Source organism: Uliginosibacterium sp. TH139, from assembly GCF_002855595.1.
In the GTDB taxonomy this organism is placed as follows: domain Bacteria; phylum Pseudomonadota; class Gammaproteobacteria; order Burkholderiales; family Rhodocyclaceae; genus Uliginosibacterium; species Uliginosibacterium aquaticum.
The window spans coordinates 112,937-130,898 of the sequence record NZ_PKRR01000001.1 but is presented as its reverse complement, the minus strand read 5'-3'; the positions used below and the strand labels follow the sequence as shown (position 1 = coordinate 130,898).

Annotated in this window: 19 protein-coding genes; 11 read left to right on the top strand and 8 right to left on the bottom strand. The window is 62.1% G+C overall.

The features are described from left to right. The first annotated feature begins 5 nt into the window (after positions 1-5). From C0V76_RS00590 to C0V76_RS00580, 3 genes are all read left to right on the top strand, one after another. On the top strand, positions 6-767 hold the full coding sequence (locus C0V76_RS00590) for a hypothetical protein (protein ID WP_101940426.1): 762 nt from the start codon (positions 6-8) through the stop codon (positions 765-767). Between the two features lie 8 nt (positions 768-775). Then, positions 776-1,474 (top strand): phospholipase D-like domain-containing protein, encoded by a 699-nt coding sequence (locus C0V76_RS00585; RefSeq protein ID WP_101940425.1) that lies wholly within the window; start codon positions 776-778, stop codon positions 1,472-1,474. Between the two features lie 104 nt (positions 1,475-1,578). Further along, positions 1,579-2,358 carry an ABC transporter substrate-binding protein gene (locus C0V76_RS00580; protein WP_101940424.1) on the top strand — a complete coding sequence of 260 codons (780 nt, stop codon included), beginning with the start codon at positions 1,579-1,581 and terminating at the stop codon, positions 2,356-2,358. A 19-nt stretch (positions 2,359-2,377) separates the two neighbouring features. On the opposite strand, the gene C0V76_RS00575 is transcribed toward C0V76_RS00580, so the two are convergent. Together C0V76_RS00575 and C0V76_RS00570 are read right to left on the bottom strand one after the other, a co-directional pair. Then, the gene (locus C0V76_RS00575) at positions 2,378-2,989 is read right to left on the bottom strand and encodes a LysE family translocator (protein WP_101940423.1); all 612 of its coding nucleotides are present in this window, start codon (positions 2,987-2,989) and stop codon (positions 2,378-2,380) included. Positions 2,990-3,118: 129 nt separating this feature from the next. After that, positions 3,119-3,625 carry a DUF2214 family protein gene (locus C0V76_RS00570; RefSeq protein ID WP_101940422.1) on the bottom strand — a complete coding sequence of 169 codons (507 nt, stop codon included), beginning with the start codon at positions 3,623-3,625 and terminating at the stop codon, positions 3,119-3,121. 661 nt (positions 3,626-4,286) lie between these two features. Between C0V76_RS00570 and C0V76_RS00565 the strand changes: the two genes are divergently transcribed. After that, positions 4,287-4,913, top strand: coding sequence for a DUF4241 domain-containing protein (locus C0V76_RS00565; protein WP_170023196.1), 627 nt, complete (start codon positions 4,287-4,289; stop codon positions 4,911-4,913). 118 nt (positions 4,914-5,031) lie between these two features. Here C0V76_RS00565 and C0V76_RS00560 read toward each other — a convergent pair whose 3' ends face one another. From C0V76_RS00560 to C0V76_RS00535, 6 genes are all read right to left on the bottom strand, one after another. Then, complete coding sequence (locus C0V76_RS00560) at positions 5,032-5,232, bottom strand: LysE family transporter (protein ID WP_371459946.1); 201 nt, start codon at positions 5,230-5,232, stop codon at positions 5,032-5,034. A 354-nt stretch (positions 5,233-5,586) separates the two neighbouring features. After that, entirely contained in the window at positions 5,587-6,186 is a 600-nt protein-coding gene (locus C0V76_RS00555) for a TIGR01244 family sulfur transferase (protein ID WP_101940419.1), read from the bottom strand. A 257-nt stretch (positions 6,187-6,443) separates the two neighbouring features. Continuing rightward, a complete protein-coding gene (gene groL, locus C0V76_RS00550) occupies positions 6,444-8,087 on the bottom strand; it encodes a chaperonin GroEL (protein ID WP_101940418.1) in 1,644 nt (547 codons plus the stop codon). A gap of 102 nt (positions 8,088-8,189) precedes the next feature. Continuing rightward, positions 8,190-8,477 (bottom strand): co-chaperone GroES, encoded by a 288-nt coding sequence (gene groES, locus C0V76_RS00545; RefSeq protein ID WP_101940417.1) that lies wholly within the window; start codon positions 8,475-8,477, stop codon positions 8,190-8,192. Positions 8,478-8,795: 318 nt separating this feature from the next. Then, positions 8,796-9,659, bottom strand: coding sequence for a DMT family transporter (locus tag C0V76_RS00540; RefSeq protein WP_101940416.1), 864 nt, complete (start codon positions 9,657-9,659; stop codon positions 8,796-8,798). Between the two features lie 64 nt (positions 9,660-9,723). Beyond that, positions 9,724-10,479 (bottom strand): FadR/GntR family transcriptional regulator, encoded by a 756-nt coding sequence (locus tag C0V76_RS00535; protein ID WP_101940415.1) that lies wholly within the window; start codon positions 10,477-10,479, stop codon positions 9,724-9,726. Positions 10,480-10,640: 161 nt separating this feature from the next. Between C0V76_RS00535 and C0V76_RS00530 the strand changes: the two genes are divergently transcribed. The 7 genes from C0V76_RS00530 (at position 10,641) to C0V76_RS00500 (ending at position 17,940) form a co-directional block, all read left to right on the top strand. Next, positions 10,641-12,029 carry an enolase C-terminal domain-like protein gene (locus tag C0V76_RS00530; protein ID WP_101940414.1) on the top strand — a complete coding sequence of 463 codons (1,389 nt, stop codon included), beginning with the start codon at positions 10,641-10,643 and terminating at the stop codon, positions 12,027-12,029. A gap of 12 nt (positions 12,030-12,041) precedes the next feature. Further along, the gene (gene garL, locus C0V76_RS00525) at positions 12,042-12,821 is read left to right on the top strand and encodes a 2-dehydro-3-deoxyglucarate aldolase (protein WP_101940413.1); all 780 of its coding nucleotides are present in this window, start codon (positions 12,042-12,044) and stop codon (positions 12,819-12,821) included. 38 nt (positions 12,822-12,859) lie between these two features. Next, complete coding sequence (glxR, locus tag C0V76_RS00520; protein ID WP_101940412.1) at positions 12,860-13,750, top strand: 2-hydroxy-3-oxopropionate reductase; 891 nt, start codon at positions 12,860-12,862, stop codon at positions 13,748-13,750. Between the two features lie 139 nt (positions 13,751-13,889). Continuing rightward, positions 13,890-14,861 (top strand): tripartite tricarboxylate transporter substrate binding protein, encoded by a 972-nt coding sequence (locus C0V76_RS00515; protein ID WP_101940411.1) that lies wholly within the window; start codon positions 13,890-13,892, stop codon positions 14,859-14,861. A gap of 75 nt (positions 14,862-14,936) precedes the next feature. Continuing rightward, the gene (locus C0V76_RS00510; RefSeq protein WP_101940410.1) at positions 14,937-15,413 is read left to right on the top strand and encodes a tripartite tricarboxylate transporter TctB family protein; all 477 of its coding nucleotides are present in this window, start codon (positions 14,937-14,939) and stop codon (positions 15,411-15,413) included. Between the two features lie 13 nt (positions 15,414-15,426). After that, entirely contained in the window at positions 15,427-16,935 is a 1,509-nt protein-coding gene (locus C0V76_RS00505) for a tripartite tricarboxylate transporter permease (RefSeq protein WP_101940409.1), read from the top strand. A 24-nt stretch (positions 16,936-16,959) separates the two neighbouring features. Then, complete coding sequence (locus tag C0V76_RS00500) at positions 16,960-17,940, top strand: LysR family transcriptional regulator (protein ID WP_216821610.1); 981 nt, start codon at positions 16,960-16,962, stop codon at positions 17,938-17,940. Positions 17,941-17,962 lie beyond the last annotated feature (22 nt).

The following is a 17,962-nucleotide window of genomic DNA, read 5'->3' as shown; positions in this document are numbered from 1 at the left end:
AGCGAATGAAGCGAACCCAGTATGCCTGGCCCCTGCCAGAGGCTATCAACGCTCGCCTGGGCAGCGAGAGCTGGGGCGCCCAGCGTGCCATCTTCGAGGCCGGGCATTTGCTGCTCGTGCTGCACACGCCGCCGCGTGGCGATGGCAACGAGCGTGAGCACGAAGTCTTCCTGCGGCTGCCCGAAGGCAAGTGGATGCACAAGGGGCTGGATCGCGGCGAGCATGCTCTGAACAAATACCTGGAGGACTATCTCGGCCTGCATGCCGAGTTGGAAGGGCGCTTCGAGAAAGCACACGGCATCGACGCGCTGTTTGCCATCATTGACAGCCTGATTCCGATTGCACGTGCCTCTGCCAACATGAAGGCTGCTCTGCAGTCTGCCCGCGAGCAACTGGGCAACGACCCGCGCATCATCGATTTCCGAGATCGCAGCGTCGAGATCGCGCGTGGTTTCGAGCTTCTGCTGGCGGATGCCCGCCTGGCGCTGGAGTTCCGCCTGGCACGCAGCGCTGAGGAACAGACCCGGGCCGCAGAGGCTGGCAACCGGGCCCAGCACAAGCTCAATACCCTGGCCGCTATCGCCTTTCCGTTGATGAGCGTATCGGCCGTATTCGGCATGAATCTGCACAGCGGGCTGGAACAGATGCCGGCGCTGCTTTTCTGGCTGGTGTTCATTGGCGGGCTCGGGCTCGGCATGCTGGTCAAGAGCTGGATCGGCGTTAGTGCGCCCGAAGCGGGCAGCAAGAAGAAGTCCGGACGATCCTGAGCGCCGCCATGCACGCCCACCTTGAAGAAGCCATTACCCGGCTCGAAGCCAGTTTTGTTGATCAGCGCCTCAGCGAAGAAGAGCGGCGCGGCCTGACTGAAGTGCTGCGAGAGGTACGGCCACTCGAAGAGAATCTGCGCCATGTGCGCAAGCTCGCGTTTGCAATTGCCCGCCAGCATCTGGGCGAGGACGCTGCCGTGCAGGATATCTTGCGTTGGCTGGAGGGCGTGATGCGGGCGCTTGATTCCGCGCGCCCAGCCCCTGCTAGCGCCAGCCACGCGGTTTTCTTCAGCCCGGGCCAGGACTGCCTGAACGCCATCCTGCAACGCCTGCGCCAGGCTGCCAGGCAGATCGACATCTGCGTGTTCACGATCTCGGACGACCGGATCAGCGAAGAGATCCACGCAGCATATCGGCGTGGCGTACGTATCCGCCTGATTACCGACAACGAAAAGGAAGACGATGTCGGCAGTGACATCGCCGCGCTGCGGCAGTCCGGCATTCCGGTCCGCGTTGATCGCAGCACCGCCCACATGCATCACAAGTTCGCGCTGCTCGATCAGAGCTACCTCCTCAACGGTAGTTACAACTGGACGCGCAGTGCCGCGCACAGCAATGAGGAAAACCTCGTCGTGAGCAAGGATGCGGCGCTCGTGGCGGCCTTCTCCGCCCAGTTCGAACAGCTCTGGAGTGCTTTGGGCAACTGAAGTTTGCCTACGCCGGCCTTCCGGGCAGTCTCCGGCGGCGGCTCTTCACTTCGGGTCTGGCCCGCCGTCAAGAAAGAAACTCTGTTTCTCTTTGCGGAATCATCATGCATCCCATCCCGAGGTATTTCGTTCTTGCAGGGTTGAGCCTCTTTGCGCTGACGGCCGCCGCGCAGGAATCCCTGCGGCTGTGTCACAACCAGGACGAATCTTTTCCCTGGCTGCTTAAGCGTACGCCCGGAGTCAGCCAGATCATGGCCACCGAAGCAGCCAAGGCGCTGAAGATCAAGCTGGTTCTGCTGCCGATGCCGGGCGCCGGCTGTGTCGAGGCGGTGCAACAAGGCCGCGTGGATGGCGCGATCAGCATAGTCTTCCTGCCGGAACGGCTGACCAGCATGGTGTATCCGGGCCCGGCTAGCGGACCCGCCGATGTCCAGCAGCGCATGTACAACAACAGTGTCAGCCTGTTTCACCGCAAGCAGGACAAGCTGCTCTGGGACGGCAAGAAACTGCAGGTGAGCGGGGTGGTCGGTGTCCGGCGCGGCAATTTCGCGGCTCAAACCCTGCTGGCCATGGGGATCAAAGTGGATAGCACGTCCACGTCCTATGTGGAACTCTTCAAGCGCCTGGAGCGTGGCGAGATTGCTGCCGCTGTCATCGAGACTATCGACGGCAGCGAAATGCTTCGCCATACCATCAGCCTGCGCAGCCTGATTGAAATGCACCCGCAGCCCTTTGAGCGCGAGGCTTTTTACACCGTCTTCTCCAAGGCTTACGCGAGTCGCAAACCTCAGGTCGTGAAGGACTTCTGGAAGCAGATGCAGCAACTACGGACTTCTCCGGAATTCGCTGGAAATGTGCAGTATCTGGTGCGCAATCTGGATTGAGCGCGCAGGTACCAGCCCTTCAACGCAAGGTGGAGCTGGCCAGCTTGGCGGCCAGGGCCAGCAGCACCGCACCGATACAGCGTTCGAACCAGACCATGCGGTGGCGTAGCCAATTCAGCACCTGAGGTGAGGAGAACAGGCTCGCGACCAGCCCGAACCAGAGCAGGGATTCGCCCACAAGCAGGATGCCGATCAGGGCGGTTTCGGCGTGCCCCAGCTCTGGCGTCAGCACCTGAGACAGGATAGAGCCGAAATAGAGCATGGCTTTCGGATTCAACAGGTTGGTCAGGAAGCCGGTTACGAAGGCGCGGCCGCCGGCTTGGGCGGCCTGAGCCTCGGGCAGTGCGCCACGCGAGCGCAGGCACTGCACGCCCAGCAAGCCCAGATAAAGCGTCCCGACGATGGCCAGCAGGCGGGAGAGTCCCGGCAGCGCCGCCAGCACCAGCGACAAGCCCAGCGCACAGATCAGGACATACACACCAATGGCACTGGCTACGCCGGCTGCGGCCCATAGCCCCGTCTGCCGTCCCGAGACGATCGAAAGACGCGTGACCACCGCAAAGTCCGGCCCCGGTGAAATCAGCGCCAGCGCGTGGATGCTCAGTACGAACAGCAGGGAGTCGAGGGACATGGAGAGTTTTTTTGAAACGCGAGGGCTTGCCGAATGCTACGCCGTCTCTCTCAGGTGCGGATGGCCCCCGGCAATTTCAATCTCCTATCGGCTGTCTTTGCGGCGGATTGCACTGTGTTCCGTGTCGTCCTACACGGTTGCTGTGGAGGGTGGCGGGAAAAGCCGGCTGACCCCGTAGGTGCAGGCTGCAATGGTGGCAAGAAATCCGGCCAGAAACCACGGGAAAGGCAGCACTCCGTAGGCCAAGGGCTTGGCGACACCGAGGAAGCTGCCGTAGAGCAGGCAGCCCGCTGAAATCCCGAACATCAGCTTGCGGCGCAGCGCCGAAGCCGTCTGGATGGTTTTCCTGATTCCCCATGAGTTCAAGCCCCACAGCAGCACGAGGCTCACCTTGGTCCACAGCTTGGGATTGTTCAGGTATTCGCTCAGCCCGTTCAGGTAGATGCCGACGCTGATCAGGATGGCACCCGAAATCCACAGATGAGCTTCGCCCCAGTTGAAGACATACCGCCAGACGGGGTGGCTGCTTTCCTCTCCACGCAAGACGCGGGCGAAGTGGAAAATCGCCATCATGGCCGCCACGGTTGCCATGAGGTGGTAGAAGGCCGCAAGCGCGACGATGAATTTTGCAGTCATTTTCAGGCCATCAATATCAGGGGCTTGTCGGGTGTTGTCGGCCCGCAGTGAGGCCGGCGCGAAGGATCGTGTTCTCGGCTGCCCCGTTGTGGGAGCCCCCCGGAATCGGCCGGCACAAGCATTTGGCGGCAGATCAGGATGCCGCGCACACCAATGGCTAACCCAAGGAAAGAACAGGACTTCGTAAATGATAATGATTCCTGATTGGAGTTCATTTACGTATATCAATAAAGTCGGCCTGCGCGGAGCGAAACGCTCTGCCTGAACCTGCCGTCCTCCGCTCGTGCGTCAAATCGCGCCGGAGTAAAGCGGCAGGAATCCGCCCGGTGCGCGCGCTGCAGTTCTGATCAGCTGCGTTGGTGAGCGGCGCGACCAATCCCCGTCTCGCCTGGGGGTACGGCTTCAAGCTGTGTGCTTCGCGGAGTGATGTCCCAAGAGGGCGCGGTGCGTGCTGGCGCGTGATGACATTCGCTAGCATCGATGGCTTCAACCCTTGCTGCCACTGGCGCCGAAAGGACACCGCATGATGGGTCGTATGCCGCCTCCGCCATGTACTACGGCTTCGCTATCGCATCTGGGGGCATTCTTGTGTGGCGTACTGGGGCTGGTACTGAGTGCCTGCGGCAGCCCTCCGGCGCCGCCTCAGCAAGCCGGCGTGCAAATGCACAAGGGGCCGATCTTCAACGAGGCGTTCACGGATGGTTTCATGATTGCCGTGGATGAGCAGCGCTATCAGTTCCGCCCTCAGCTTATTGGCGAAATCCGCCTTGAAAGCGGCCAGCTCGTGGCCTGCGATCCGTTGGTCAGTTGCGATCTCCCCTTCACTCAAGCCGTGCCCGCCGGGCGTTTCCCGCTTCAACTGGCGATAGCCCGCAACGGGGAAGATGAGCGGATCGGTTTCGCCCGAATCGTCTTTGCCCCGGGGCGGATCGAGGCCTGGGAGCTGGCGCTCACCGCCGGCCAGGATCGCGCCAGCCTCAAGCCGGGCGAATTCTTCGGCTACGGCGTGGACAGCGGAACCGGCGCATTCATGGATCTGGCCGCCTTGCGCGAATTCGAAGCGCGGCGCCAGCGTGAGGGCGAGGAATTCGACGATGCTTTGTTCGAAGAACTCGACAAGCATTACCAGCACACGCGCAGCTGGCACCTGCTTGAAACCGCCAAGGGAACAGTGGCCATGTTCTCCAGTGGCTATGGCGATGGTGTGTATTCCACCTGGTTCGGTTACGACAGTCGCGGCAAGCTGATCGCTGCGATCACTGATTTTGGTCTGGTGCCCTGGGAGTGAGGGCTGGCAGGGGCAAAAAAGCTGGAGAGTGCGAGGCCGAGAAATTTTAGCGAGCTCGAAATTTGCAAATCGGCGTACTGCAGTGAGTGGCCCGGATACCGCGTAGCGGAATCCGGGATCAACACCCCGAAAACCCCGGATTCCGGCTTTCAGCCTTCATCCGGGCTACTTGCTGGATGCCCAGCCAACCCAGATACAGCACGCCCACTACCGAGAGGATGCGGGAGAGCCCCGGCAAGGCAAGCAGCACCAGCGATAGCCCGAGCGCGCAGACCAGCACATACATCCCAATCGCCGCCGCCACCCGGCGGCCGCCCACAAACCGGTGCGCCGCCCGGCGACGATGGACAAGCGCGTCACCACCGCAAAATCCGGCCCCGGCGAAATCAAAGCAACGGCGTGAATGCTCATGACGAGCAGCAAGGCGTGAAAGGACATGTGAATTTCCGAAAACCGTTGGATGCGTGACAGAGTTCAGATGCGGGTTGGGAGTGAGGATTCAAGCTGGCAGGACAACTTGCTGAAGCAAGTTAGCAAACAAAGTCGATCCATCCTGCGAAAAGCGCAATTACGATTCCCAGAAATGCTCCGGCGATCAGCCCAAAAGCAACCAGCAGACATTTGCGGACAAGTTGCATCCGAGCATGAAAACGAGGTGCTCCCGCTGCAACACTCATTTTGATTCTCCTGAGCGTGTGGTTACCACGATTGGTCTTTGCCTCACTTTTTCTGTGATGGCCGCATTCAGGTCATCAACGGATTGTCCGGCTGCTTTGGCAGTGCGCAGTATTTCCTGATCGCCCATCCCTTGTGTTCGCGAAGCCTCGGCAAGAGACCAGGCTCGGGTGGCCCGCCGACCGCTACGACAATAGAGCAGCACAGGTTGGCCATCTGGTTGATCGACCACGGATGCTAGCTTGGTAACGACCTCTTCAGGCACTCCGTCACCATGAGGAACAGGTAGATAGATAAAGCGAATGCCGTGCCGTTGTGACTCAGCCTCAATCTCCTGTGATGAAGCTTGTCCAGCCGCTTCTCCGTCCGGGCGGAAATCCACGATTGTTTTGTAGCCGTTAAGTTTGATCTGCTTGACTTGCGAGGTTTCGATCTGTCCGGCTACTGCTACGTACTCGGAGAGTTTTATGGCTTTTAGCGCAGGGTGGTCAGCAGCATATGCATAGGCAAAATAGCCGACCGTAATGGCCGTCCCGGCGATCAGCGCCAACAGGAATAAGTGATGGCTTTTTAAACGCGCAATACGGTGTCTGAGCATGGCAATCTCAAGCAACAAAGGTGTCGCCAAGAATAGTCCAGAAGCATTTCTTCCGGAATCACGATCAGCGTTTCAAAACAAAAACCCCGCCGAAGCGGGGTTTTTGTTTTGAAGCTTTGGTGCAGCAGCACACCAGTCGCGGAGAAACCGTAGCGAGCGGGTCGAGGTTGAAGCAAGGAGCGGAAACGTACGTGAGTACGTTGAGCACCGGAGCTTCAAGATCGGCCCGCGCAGTAGGTTTATCCGCTGGCTGGGGGTTACATGCCCATGCCGCCCATGCCACCCATACCGCCCATGTCGGGCATGCCGCCGGCCGGCTTGTCTTCAGCCAGTTCGCCGATCATGCAGTCGGTGGTGAGCATCAGGGATGCGACGGAAGCAGCGTTCTGCAGTGCGGTGCGGGTGACCTTGGTCGGATCCAGCACGCCCATTTCAACCATGTCGCCATAGACACCGTTGGCAGCGTTGAAGCCGAAGTTGCCCTTGCCTTCGAGCACCTTGGAGACAACCACGGAGGGTTCGTCACCGGCGTTCTGGACGATCTGGCGCAGCGGCTCTTCGATCGCGCGCAGCACGATCTTGATGCCGGCTTCCTGATCGGGGTTGTCACCCTTCACAGCGCCGATTTGCGAGCGGGCACGCAGCAGGGCCACGCCGCCGCCGGCCACGATGCCTTCTTCCACAGCAGCGCGGGTAGCGTGCAGGGCGTCTTCAACGCGAGCCTTCTTTTCCTTCATTTCGACTTCGGTGGCAGCGCCAACCTTGATCACAGCAACACCGCCGGCCAGCTTGGCCTTGCGCTCTTGCAGCTTTTCCTTGTCGTAGTCGGAAGTGGAAGCCTGGATCAGTGCTTCGATCTGGGCGACACGCGCCTGGATGGCGTCAGCCTTGCCCACGCCGTCGATGATGGTGGTGTTTTCCTTCTCGACTTCGATGCGCTTGGCTTGGCCCAGGTCAGCCAGCGTGGCCTTCTCGAGCGACAGGCCAACTTCTTCGCTGATCACTTGACCGCCGGTCAGGATGGCGATGTCTTCCAGCATGGCCTTGCGACGATCGCCGAAGCCCGGAGCCTTGACGGCAACAGTCTTCAGGATGCCACGGATGTTGTTCACCACCAGGGTTGCCAGCGCTTCGCCATCCACGTCTTCAGCGATGATCAGCAGCGGGCGGCCAGCCTTGGCGACTTGCTCCAGAACCGGCAGCAGGTCACGGATGTTGGAAACCTTCTTGTCGTACAGCAGCACGAAGGGGCTATCCATCGTGGCGATCTGACGATCCTGGTTGTTGATGAAGTAGGGCGACAGGTAGCCGCGGTCGAATTGCATACCTTCGACGACGTCCAGCTCGTTGTCCAGGCTCTTGCCGTCTTCAACGGTGATCACGCCAGCCTTGCCAACCTTGTCCATCGCGGTAGCGATGATTTCGCCGATGGAAGCGTCGCTGTTGGCGGAGATGGAGCCGACCTGAGCGATTTCCTTGCTGGTGGAACAGGGCTTGGAGACCTTCTTCAGCTCTTCGATCAGGGCTGCAACAGCCTTGTCGATGCCGCGCTTCAGGTCCATCGGGTTCATGCCGGCGGCCACGAACTTCATGCCTTCGCGCACGATGGCCTGGGCCAGCACGGTGGCGGTGGTGGTGCCGTCACCGGCGATGTCGGAGGTCTTGGAAGCGACTTCCTTGACCATCTGGGCGCCCATGTTCTCGAACTTGTCCTTCAGTTCGATTTCCTTGGCGACGGAGACACCATCCTTGGTCACGGTCGGGGCGCCGTAGGAGCGCTCCAGCACCACGTTGCGACCCTTCGGGCCGAGGGTGACTTTAACGGCATTGGCGAGAACGTTAACGCCAGCAACCATGCGTTCGCGAGCGGAATCGCCGAACTTGACTTCTTTAGCAGCCATTTATAGCTCCAGTGATATTCAGAAAATTCGTGGAATGAAAGGAGGTGCGCTGCGTGAGCGGAGCCTTTAGCCCGACCCGCATTCGTTGCGCGAGACCAGTCCTTACTCGATGACGCCGAAGATGTCTTCTTCGCGCATCACCAGCAGTTCTTCGCCGTCGACCTTGACGGTCTGGCCGCTGTACTTGCCGAAGATGACCTTGTCGCCAGCCTTCAGTTGCAGGGCGCGCACGGAGCCGTCATCCAGCAGCTTGCCGGTGCCGACGGAGACCACTTCACCCATGTCGGGCTTTTCAACGGCAGAGCTGGCCAGAACGATGCCGGAAGAAGTCTTTTCTTCGGCTTCAACGCGCTTGACGACCACGCGGTCGTGCAGGGGACGAATCTTCATATCCACTCCTGTTAAGGGTTTGATTTAAAAAATCTTGGGTGCGTGGCACCCGGGGGAACCCGGGGAGGGCCGGGGCGGCTGACGCCGCGCTGTTAGCACTCTCCCCTGACGAGTGCTAATGATAGGGGCGGGGTGGGGCGGTTTCAAGGGACGACCGTGAACTATTTTTGTTACGCACCAACGGCTTGGGTAAGCCAAGGCGGCCCAAAGCCGCTGGCAGAGGGGCTGCCGACAAGCCTCTGCAGGGGTTGGCGATGCCTTACGGCGCTTTCTGTGCGGACACCACCGGAGGTTTGCAGGTACTCGTCCCGAGCGGGCTCAGTCTGCGTGTTCGGCCTTGTGTCCGCGCCACACAGCGGGGTGGGTACTAATCAGGCTGGCGACGATGATCATGGCGATGCCCAGGATGGAGAGCAGGGAAATCCGGTCTCCCCACAGCAGCGTGCCGTAGAGGCTGGAGAAGATCACCGTCGAATAGCCTACGCTGGCCGTGACGATGGCCCGCCCGCGCCCGAAGGCCCGGCTCAACGTGAGCTGGCCGAGGCCGCCGCACAGTCCGACGGCGATCAGGTAGCCCCACTCAAGCTCACTCGCCTGCGTGGCAGAAGAAGATAGCCACAGCGCCACGGGCAAGGCCAGCAGGGCCGTAGTCAGGGAAAAGATGCACACGGTGCGCCATTCAGGCTCGCCGGCACGCCCCAACTCGCGCAGGTTAAGCTGCGCTACGCAGGTCAGAAAGGCCGACGCCAGGCCATAGGCTGCGCCCACCCACTGTTCCTGGGCAAAGCTTGGCTGCAGCACCAGTACCACACCGGCAAAACCCAGCGCCAGCGCGCCAAACACCGCGCGCGGTGGCGGCTGACGGAAAGACAGGATGCCCGCGAGAAACAGCGCCGAGGTGTTGTTAAGCGTGACTGCCGTGGCCAGCGGCAGGTGCGTGATCGCCAGGAAGTACAGCAGCATCGACAGGGTGCCGGCGGTGGAGCGGTACAGATGGCTTTTCCAGTGTACCGAGTACAGCGAACGCTGCTGCCACAGCACCCATGCGCCCAGGATCAGGGCCGGCACCAGACCACGTACCCCCACGATCTGGCCGATATTGAAATGGCTGCCAACGGATTTTACGCAGGCGCCCATGGTGGCAAACAGAAAGCAGGTCAGCAGCATCCACAGCGCGTTCATCTCGGCATCCCCTGAAAGGAGGCGCCATTCTTCGCCAGAAGACGTCGTATGACAAGCGCTGTTGTCAGCCCTCTTTCCGGCGCTCGGCTTCTTCGCTGGCGAGGCGCAGCCGCTCGCGGCTGTTGGAGAGGTGCAAGCGCATGCCGGCCCGGGCGTTTTCAGGATCACGCCGGGCGATGGCTTCGAGGATGCTCAGGTGCTCCTCGTTGGAGCGGCGCAGATAACCCTGCCCCGGCGCCGAGGAAAACACCGAGGTGTCCAGGCGCGTACGCGGAATCGTATTGATGCCGAGCTGACGGTAGAAATTCTCGAAATACGGGTTGCCGGTGGCCTGAGCCACGAGCAGGTGGAACTTGAAGTCTGCGTCGACCGAGCTGCCACCTGTGCTGAGCTCGTCGTCGAACTCGCGCAGGGCCTGACGCATCTCCTCCACCTGCGCATCCGTGCGACGCAGCGCAGCAAGGCCTGCCGCCTCGGTTTCGACGCTAATGCGCAGTTCCAGCATGGCCAGCAGTTCGCGGATGGTCATGGCCGTGGCGCTGTCCATGTGCAGCGGCGAAGCCACTGGCTGGGCCAGCACGAAGGTGCCCACCCCATGGCGCGTCTCGACCAGCCCGGCGGCCTGCAGGCGCGACATGGTTTCGCGCACCACAGTGCGGCTTACGCCATGTTCGGCCATCACTTCGGGTTCGGTCGGTAACTTGGCGCCGGCCCGATAGACACCGTTGCGGATCTTGCCCGCCAGGTCGTTCATGACTGTCTCGACCAAGCTGGGGCCGCGTTTGCGGGCTGGCAGCAGCGAGCCATCTGCTTTGTTCATAGGGTTTTCCGCAGTCAGAGACAACGCTTATAGGAAACATTCATGCGCTCATTATACTGGCTGATAAGACGTACGACGACATATGACATATCTAGCTGAAGTCCGCAGTGCCTGCCAGGTTTCATAAGGGCACTCGCCGAAAACCCTGATCCGAGGTCAGCATGATTGCAACGCACAGCAGCACCCCGATCGTGACCGAAATGCGGGTGATCCCGGTCGCCGGGCACGACAGCATGTTGTTCAACCTGTGCGGCGCGCACGGCCCCTATTTCACGCGCAACCTCGTGATCCTGCGCGACAACGCCGGCCACACCGGCATCGGCGAGGTACCCGGCGGTGAAGGCATCCGCCAGGCGCTGGAGCGCTCGATCAGCCTGGTACTTGGCAAGCCGATCGGGCTCTACAACAGCGTGCTCAACAGCATCCGGCGCAGCTTCGTGAGCGGCCACACTGCCCACCAGGCCACGGTGCATCAGGTCACCTCGGAATCCGAGGCGCGCGTGCTCAAGCAGCCGCACGAAATCAACCTGCGCATGGACAACGTGATCACCGCCGTCGAAGCAGCCCTGCTGGACCTGCTCGGCCAGCATCTGGGCGTGCCGGTGTGCGAGCTGCTCGGCACGGGCAAGCAGCGCGATGCGGTGCGCATGCTCAGCTACCTCTTCTATATAGGTGAGCGCCAGCGTACCGACCTGCCCTACGCAGCCGAGCCTGAAGCGAAGAGCGAGTGGTATCGCCTGCGCAACGAAGTGGCCATGACGCCGGAATCCATCGTGCGGCTGGCCGAAGCCTCGGCCGAGCACTATGGCTTCAATGACTTCAAGCTCAAGGGCGGCGTGATGCGCGGCGAGGAAGAAATGGCTGCCATCGCCGCCATCAAGCAGCGCTTCCCGCAGGCCGGTGTCACCCTGGACCCCAACGGCGCCTGGTCACTCGCTGAAGCCATCGCCCTGTGCAAGGGGCAGGGCCATGTGCTGAGCTATGCCGAAGACCCCTGTGGGCCGGAAGCCGGCTACTCGGGGCGCGAGATCATGGCCGAGTTCAAGCGTGCCACCGGCATCCGCACGGCCACCAACATGGTCGCCACCGACTGGCGCCAGCTCAACCACTCGCTGAAGCTCGATTCGGTCGACATCCCCTTGGCCGACCCGCATTTCTGGACCATGCAGGGCTCGGTGCGCGTCGCCCAGATATGCGACGAATTCGGCCTCACCTGGGGCTCGCACTCGAACAACCACTTCGATGTGTCACTAGCCATGTTCACCCATGCCGCCGCCGCGGCACCGGGCCAGATCACCGCCATCGACACTCACTGGATCTGGCAGGAAGGCCGCGAGCGCCTCACTACCGAGCCGCCGCGCATCGTCGGGGGCTGCGTCGAGGTGTCCGCGAAACCGGGTCTGGGCATCGAGCCGGACATGGATCGCATCCTTCAGGCCAACGAGCTTTACAAGAAAGTCGGCAGCGGCGCGCGCGATGACGCGATGGCCATGCAGTACCTGCAGCCCGGCTGGAAGTACGACCCCAAGCGCCCCTGTTTCGTTCGCTGAGGAAACTCGCTCATGACCCCCGCACAGCCCTACTCCGCCTTTCCCAACCAGTTTCGCCGCAATCTCATCGCCGGCCAGAAGCTGACCGGCTGCTGGTGCGCACTGGGCAGCCCGATCAGCACCGAAGTGCTGGGCCTCGCCGGTTTCGACTGGATCCTGCTCGACGGCGAGCACGCCCCGAACGACGTGCTCTCCTTCATCCCGCAGCTGATGGCGCTGAAAGACAGCGTCAGCGCGCCCGTGGTGCGCCCAGCCTCGAATGACGCTGTGCTGATCAAGCGCCTGCTCGACATCGGCTTCTACAACTTCCTCGTGCCCTTCGTGGAGAGCTCCGAAGACGCGGCCCGCGCCGTAGCCGCCACGCGCTACCCCGGTGCCGGCATGCGCGGCGTATCGGTGGCGCATCGAAGCAACCGCTACGGCACGGTGAAGGATTACCAGCAGATCATCAACGACAACATCAGCGTGATCGTGCAGATCGAAAGCACCTTGGCGCTGAGCAATATCGAAGCCATTGCCGCCGTCGAGGGGGTGGACTGCCTCTTCGTGGGCCCCTCTGATCTGGCCGCTGGTATGGGGCATCTGGGCAATGCGGCCGATCCCGCCGTGCAGGCAGCTATCACCCGCATCTTTGCTGTGGCCAAGGCCGCCGGAAAGCCCAGCGGCATTCTGGCGCCGGCAGAAACCGATGCGCGTCGCTATCTTGAGATGGGCGCCACTTTCGTCGCTGTGGGCAGCGACCTGGGCGTATTCCGCAGCGGCACGCAGGCCCTGCGCGACAAATACCTCTGAACGACACGCCATCACCCATTCGCACAAGGAGTTTCGCAATGAGCAAGCTGGGTTTCGTAGGTCTGGGCATCATGGGCACGCCGATGGCGGCCAACCTCATCAAGGGCGGCCATGAGCTGGCGCTGTTCACCATCGGCCCGGTGGCCCCGGCGCTGACCGAGGCGGGCGGCAAGGTGTATGCCTCCGCCAAAGAGGTTGCGCAGCATTCCGACATCATTTTCATCATGGTGCCGGACACCCCGCACGTAGCCGCCGCGCTGTTCGACGAAGCCGGCATCGCTGCCGGCCTCACCGCCGGCAAGATCGTGGTGGACATGAGCTCGATCTCGCCGATCGAGACCAAGGAATTCGCCGCGAAGATCCGCGCGCTGGGCTGCGAGTATCTGGACGCACCGGTCTCCGGCGGTCAGGTCGGCGCGGAAGCGGCCACCCTGTCGATCATGGTCGGCGGCAGCGAGACCACGTTTGAAACCGTCAAGCCGCTGTTCGAGCTGATGGGCAAGAACATCACCTTGGTCGGTGGCAATGGTGATGGTCAGACCGCCAAGGTGGCCAACCAGATGATCGTGGCGATGAACATCCAGGCGGTCGGCGAGGCGCTACTGTTTGCCTCCAAGGCCGGTGCCGATCCGGCGCGGGTGCGTCAGGCGCTCATGGGCGGCTTCGCCTCGTCGAAGATCCTCGAAGTGCATGGCGAACGCATGATCAAGCGCACTTTCAACCCGGGCTTCCGCATCGAGTTGCACCAGAAGGATCTGAATCTCGCGCTCACTTCGGCCCGCAAGCTCGGCGTGGCCCTGCCCAACACCGCCACCTGCCAGGAAATGTTCAACACCTGCGCAGCGCACGGCGGCGCGGCTTGGGATCACTCGGCGCTGGTGCGCGCGCTGGAGATCATGGCCAATTTTGAAGTTGGTCAGAAATCCTGAACCACGACCCCCCGGCTCCGCCCCCTGCAGCCCGGGCGGGCCGCTTAACAGAGCAGCCAGAACGCAGCACGGCTTTACCCGATGGCGTTGCACCCCTCCAGGTCAGCGCCGGACCCACCCTCCAGGAGGACTCTTGATCATGAAGAAGGCAATCGGTTTCACGCTCGCGGCCATGACGCTTGTCATCGGCTCCACTTTCGCCCGGGCCGCAGATGTTGCGTGGCCGACGCGCCCCGTGCAGATCATCGTGCCGGCCGGCGCTGGTGGCGACACGGACTTCAACGCCCGCCAGATGGCACGTTACTTCGAGAAGATCACCGGCAAGACGATGATCGTCACCAACGTGAACGGCGGCGGCGGCACGATTGCCATGTCCCAGGTGGCCGGCGCGGCGCCGGATGGCAACACCATCCTGTTCGCCCACACCGGTCACCTGATCGTCAATGAAGTCTCGGGCCTGACCAACGACAAGTTCGACGCCAAGTTCGATATTTCCTGTATCGCCGCCGTCGACAAGAGTGTGGTGCTGGCCGCCGGCAAGAAGTCTGCCCTGAAGGAAGTGAAGGACATCGTCGCCAAGGCCAAGGCTGCGCCGAACTCGGTGATCTACGGCACCGAGCTGGGCGGCTACTCACACCTGCAGGGCCTGATCTTCCAGAAGCAGGCCGGCATCCAGATGAAGTTCGTCGACGTCGGCTCGGCTTCCGACAAGATCACCTCGCTGCTCGGCGGGCGCATCGATCTGGCCTCGATCTCGTACGGCCCGGTGAAGGATTACCAGGCCACCGGCGACATGTTCATGGTCGGCCAGTACAACAAGGCCCGCAACCCGCTGCTCGGCGAGATCAAGACCTTCAACGAACAGGGCATGAAGTTCGACATGGAGAAGCCCTACATCGTCGCGTTCCCGAAGGGAACCAACCCGGCCATCATCCAGAAGATGTCCGACGTGATGGCCCAGATCACCAAGGATCCGGCCTACGCCAAGGCGCTAGAGGAAGGCTTCAAGCAGCCCGTGGCTTTCTACCCGACCAAGGAAGCGATCACCGAGCTCAACGCGGTGCGTGACGATTACATGCAGTACAAGGATCTGCTGCGTCAGAAGAAGTAAGCCTGCAGAGGGGGGCGTGCGCCACGGCGCGCGCCCCTCGGCGCCCGGCTCTCAACCTTCTCCAGGAAAAACATCATGAGCAACATCCGAACACGCGAATTCGCGGTTGGCATCGTCTTTCTGCTGGTCGGCTTTGGCTACCTGTACATGACCAGCCAGCTGCCACGCAAAGAGTTCATCGACGCGGCCTTCGTGCCCTACGTGCTGGCCATCACGATGTGTCTGCTCGGCGGCTTCCAGCTGTGGGACGCCAGCAAGATCGGCGCCGATGCCCCGGCCAAGGCTGAAGACAAGGCGGACTACCGCACCGTCGTGAAGACTCTCGGCCTGATCATCGCCTACGCGGCCCTGCTCGAGCCGCTCGGCTTTCCGGTGATCACGGCGATCTACCTGTTCGCCCAGTTCATCGTGCTGACGCCGAACGACCATCAGGTCAGCCTGCCGAAATATGCGCTGATCGCGGTGCTCACTTCGGCCATCGTCTACGCCACTTTCCGCTATGCCTTCGACATGCTTCTGCCGGTCGGTGTGCTGAGCGCCTTCCTCAACTGACAAGGGGCCCACCATGCTTGCATTGTTCCAGCAGGGCATCGAGATCGTTTTCACCTTCCAGGTGCTCGGACTCATCTTCTTCGGCACCGTGGTCGGCATCATCTTCGGTGCCATCCCCGGCCTCACCGCCACCATGGCGGTGGCGCTGTTCCTGCCCATCACCTATTCGCTCAGCGCCACCTCCGGCATTGCGCTGCTGGTGGGGCTCTACATCGGCGGCGTGTCCGGCGGCCTGATCTCCGCCATCCTGCTGAAGATTCCGGGCACCCCGGCCTCGGTGGCCACCACCTTCGACGGTGGACCGATGATGGAAAAGGGTGAGGGCGCCAAGGCACTCGGCGTCGGCATCTTCTATTCCTTCCTCGGCACCTTCGTCTCCATCCTGGCCCTGATCTTCATTGCGCCCACGCTGGCCAAGATCGCCCTGAGCTTCGGCCCGCACGAGTACTTCTCGATCGCCATCTTCTCGCTCACGCTGATCATCACGCTCTCCACCGGCTCGATGGTCAAGGGCATCTTCTCCGGCGCCTTCGGCTTCATGTTCTCGACCGTCGGCATCGCCCCGGTGGATGCCATTACGCGCTTCACCTTCGGCCGGATCGAGCTCAACAGCGGCTTCGACATCCTGCCGGTGCTGATCGGCCTGTTCGCGATCTCCGAGATCATCAAGGTCGCCGAAGAGGTGAAGAGCGAGCAGCACGCCCAGATCCAGGTGGTCAAGCTGAAGGGCTTCGGCTTCTCGCTCAAGGAGTTCTTCGAGCAGGGCTGGAACTGCATCCGCTCCATCCTGATCGGCACCGGCATCGGCATCCTGCCCGGCATCGGTTCGGGCACCTCGAACATCGTGGCCTACATGGTGGCCAAGAAGCAGTCGAAGAACCCGGAGAAATTCGGCACCGGCTGCATCGATGGCATCGTGGCGTCCGAAGCGGCTTCGTGTTCGGCCGTGGGCGGGGCCATGATCCCGCTGCTGACCCTGGGTATTCCGGGTGACACGGTGACGGCCATGTTGCTCGGCGGCTTCATGATCCACGGCATCCAGCCGGGGCCGTTGCTGTTCATGTCGCAAGGCCCGCTGGTGTATTCGATCTTCATCGCGATGATCGTTTCTGCCGTATTCATGCTGATCTGCGAGCTCTACGGCGTGCGCATTTTCGTGAAGATGCTGGCAATCCCGAAGCACATCCTGCTGCCGATCATCCTCGTGCTGTGCGTGGTGGGCGCCTTCGGCCTCGGCAACCGCATCTTCGACGTAGGCACCATCGTGTTCTTCGGTCTGGTCGGCTACGCCTTCGTGAAGTGCAAGATCCCGCAGACGCCCTTCATCATCGGCCTGATCCTCGGCCCGATGGCGGAGACCAACCTGCGCCGCGGCCTGATGCTCTCGGATGGCAACTTCATGGGCTTCCTGACCGAGCCGATCTCGGCCGGCTTCCTGGCTGTCGCAGTCGCGTCGGTAGTGCTGCACATCTACAAGACCCACGCTGCCCGGCGCAAGCAGCGCGCCGCCAGCCTGGCCTGAGCCAGCCCCCTCAGCAGACCGGTGATGCGCTCACCGGTCTGCTGCGTTGAATGTCATACGCCCTTCAAGCAGGCTTTGAAGGGCTTTGTGTCTTGTCAGGATGCGCCGGAGAACATGATGTTCGAGTTGAGCCAGATCCGTTGCTTCGTTGCCGTCGCCGAAGAATTGCACTTCAGTCGCGCCGCCGAGCGCCTGAACATGACCCAGCCGCCCTTGAGCCGCCAGATCCGTCTGCTGGAGCACAGCGTCGGCGCGCAGCTGCTCGAGCGCAGCAACCGCTCGGTACGCCTCACCGCGGCCGGCAAGGCCTTTTTTCCCGAAGCCTCACGCATCCTGCGCATGGCCGAGGAGGCCGCCACGCTGGCGCGGCGGGTGGGCAAGGGCGAAGCGGGCTCGCTCGCCATCGGCTTTACAGCGGCCTTCGGCTATCACCTGCTGCCGCAGCTGGTGCGCCGTCTCAAGGTGCGTGCGCCCGGCGTGTCACTCACGCTCAAGGAGATGGTGAGTGCCGCCCAGCTTGAAGCCCTGAGCGCAGGCCAGCTGGATGTGGGTCTGCTGCGCCCGCACCCGGGCCACGGCGAGTTGGAAACTCACGCCCTGGGCGGCGAAACCCTGCTCCTGGCGATCCCCGAGCAGGACGCCGCGCTATGGCCCGCCGAGGTGGCGCTGAAGCTGCTGCAGGATCGCAACTTCCTGATGTATTCGCCCTACGAGGCGCGCTATTTCCACCAGCTGCTGGTGGGCTGCTTTGATCGCGCCGGCGTGGTGCCGCGCGTGGTGGAGCATGTGGGGCAGATCCACACGATGCTGGCACTGGTGGCCTCCGGCGTAGGCGTGGCCCTGATCCCCGAATCGGCCAGCGGCCTGCATCTGGAAGGCGTATTGCTGCGCAAGCTGCCTGAGCTGGGGCCGATGGTGGGGCGTGTGGTGTCGTTCCGGCGCGATAACGACAACCCCATGCTGACGCTGTTCCGGCGCGATGTGCTGGCCCCGCTGATGCTGTGAGCGCTCGCTTGTCGACCCTATC

Excerpts from the sequence above, each read along its gene's own strand:
- C0V76_RS00590 (WP_101940426.1), top strand. The coding sequence starts at position 6 with ATGAAGCGAACCCAGTATGCCTGGCCCCTGCCAGAGGCTATCAACGCT.
- C0V76_RS00585 (WP_101940425.1), top strand. The coding sequence starts at position 776 with ATGCACGCCCACCTTGAAGAAGCCATTACCCGGCTCGAAGCCAGTTTT.
- C0V76_RS00580 (WP_101940424.1), top strand. The coding sequence starts at position 1,579 with ATGCATCCCATCCCGAGGTATTTCGTTCTTGCAGGGTTGAGCCTCTTT.
- C0V76_RS00575 (WP_101940423.1), bottom strand. The coding sequence starts at position 2,989 with ATGTCCCTCGACTCCCTGCTGTTCGTACTGAGCATCCACGCGCTGGCG.
- C0V76_RS00570 (WP_101940422.1), bottom strand. The coding sequence starts at position 3,625 with ATGACTGCAAAATTCATCGTCGCGCTTGCGGCCTTCTACCACCTCATG.
- C0V76_RS00565 (WP_170023196.1), top strand. The coding sequence starts at position 4,287 with ATGCACAAGGGGCCGATCTTCAACGAGGCGTTCACGGATGGTTTCATG.
- C0V76_RS00555 (WP_101940419.1), bottom strand. The coding sequence starts at position 6,186 with ATGCTCAGACACCGTATTGCGCGTTTAAAAAGCCATCACTTATTCCTG.
- groL (WP_101940418.1), bottom strand. The coding sequence starts at position 8,087 with ATGGCTGCTAAAGAAGTCAAGTTCGGCGATTCCGCTCGCGAACGCATG.
- groES (WP_101940417.1), bottom strand. The coding sequence starts at position 8,477 with ATGAAGATTCGTCCCCTGCACGACCGCGTGGTCGTCAAGCGCGTTGAA.
- C0V76_RS00540 (WP_101940416.1), bottom strand. The coding sequence starts at position 9,659 with ATGAACGCGCTGTGGATGCTGCTGACCTGCTTTCTGTTTGCCACCATG.
- C0V76_RS00535 (WP_101940415.1), bottom strand. The coding sequence starts at position 10,479 with ATGAACAAAGCAGATGGCTCGCTGCTGCCAGCCCGCAAACGCGGCCCC.
- C0V76_RS00530 (WP_101940414.1), top strand. The coding sequence starts at position 10,641 with ATGATTGCAACGCACAGCAGCACCCCGATCGTGACCGAAATGCGGGTG.
- garL (WP_101940413.1), top strand. The coding sequence starts at position 12,042 with ATGACCCCCGCACAGCCCTACTCCGCCTTTCCCAACCAGTTTCGCCGC.
- glxR (WP_101940412.1), top strand. The coding sequence starts at position 12,860 with ATGAGCAAGCTGGGTTTCGTAGGTCTGGGCATCATGGGCACGCCGATG.
- C0V76_RS00515 (WP_101940411.1), top strand. The coding sequence starts at position 13,890 with ATGAAGAAGGCAATCGGTTTCACGCTCGCGGCCATGACGCTTGTCATC.
- C0V76_RS00510 (WP_101940410.1), top strand. The coding sequence starts at position 14,937 with ATGAGCAACATCCGAACACGCGAATTCGCGGTTGGCATCGTCTTTCTG.
- C0V76_RS00505 (WP_101940409.1), top strand. The coding sequence starts at position 15,427 with ATGCTTGCATTGTTCCAGCAGGGCATCGAGATCGTTTTCACCTTCCAG.
- C0V76_RS00500 (WP_216821610.1), top strand. The coding sequence starts at position 16,960 with ATGCGCTCACCGGTCTGCTGCGTTGAATGTCATACGCCCTTCAAGCAG.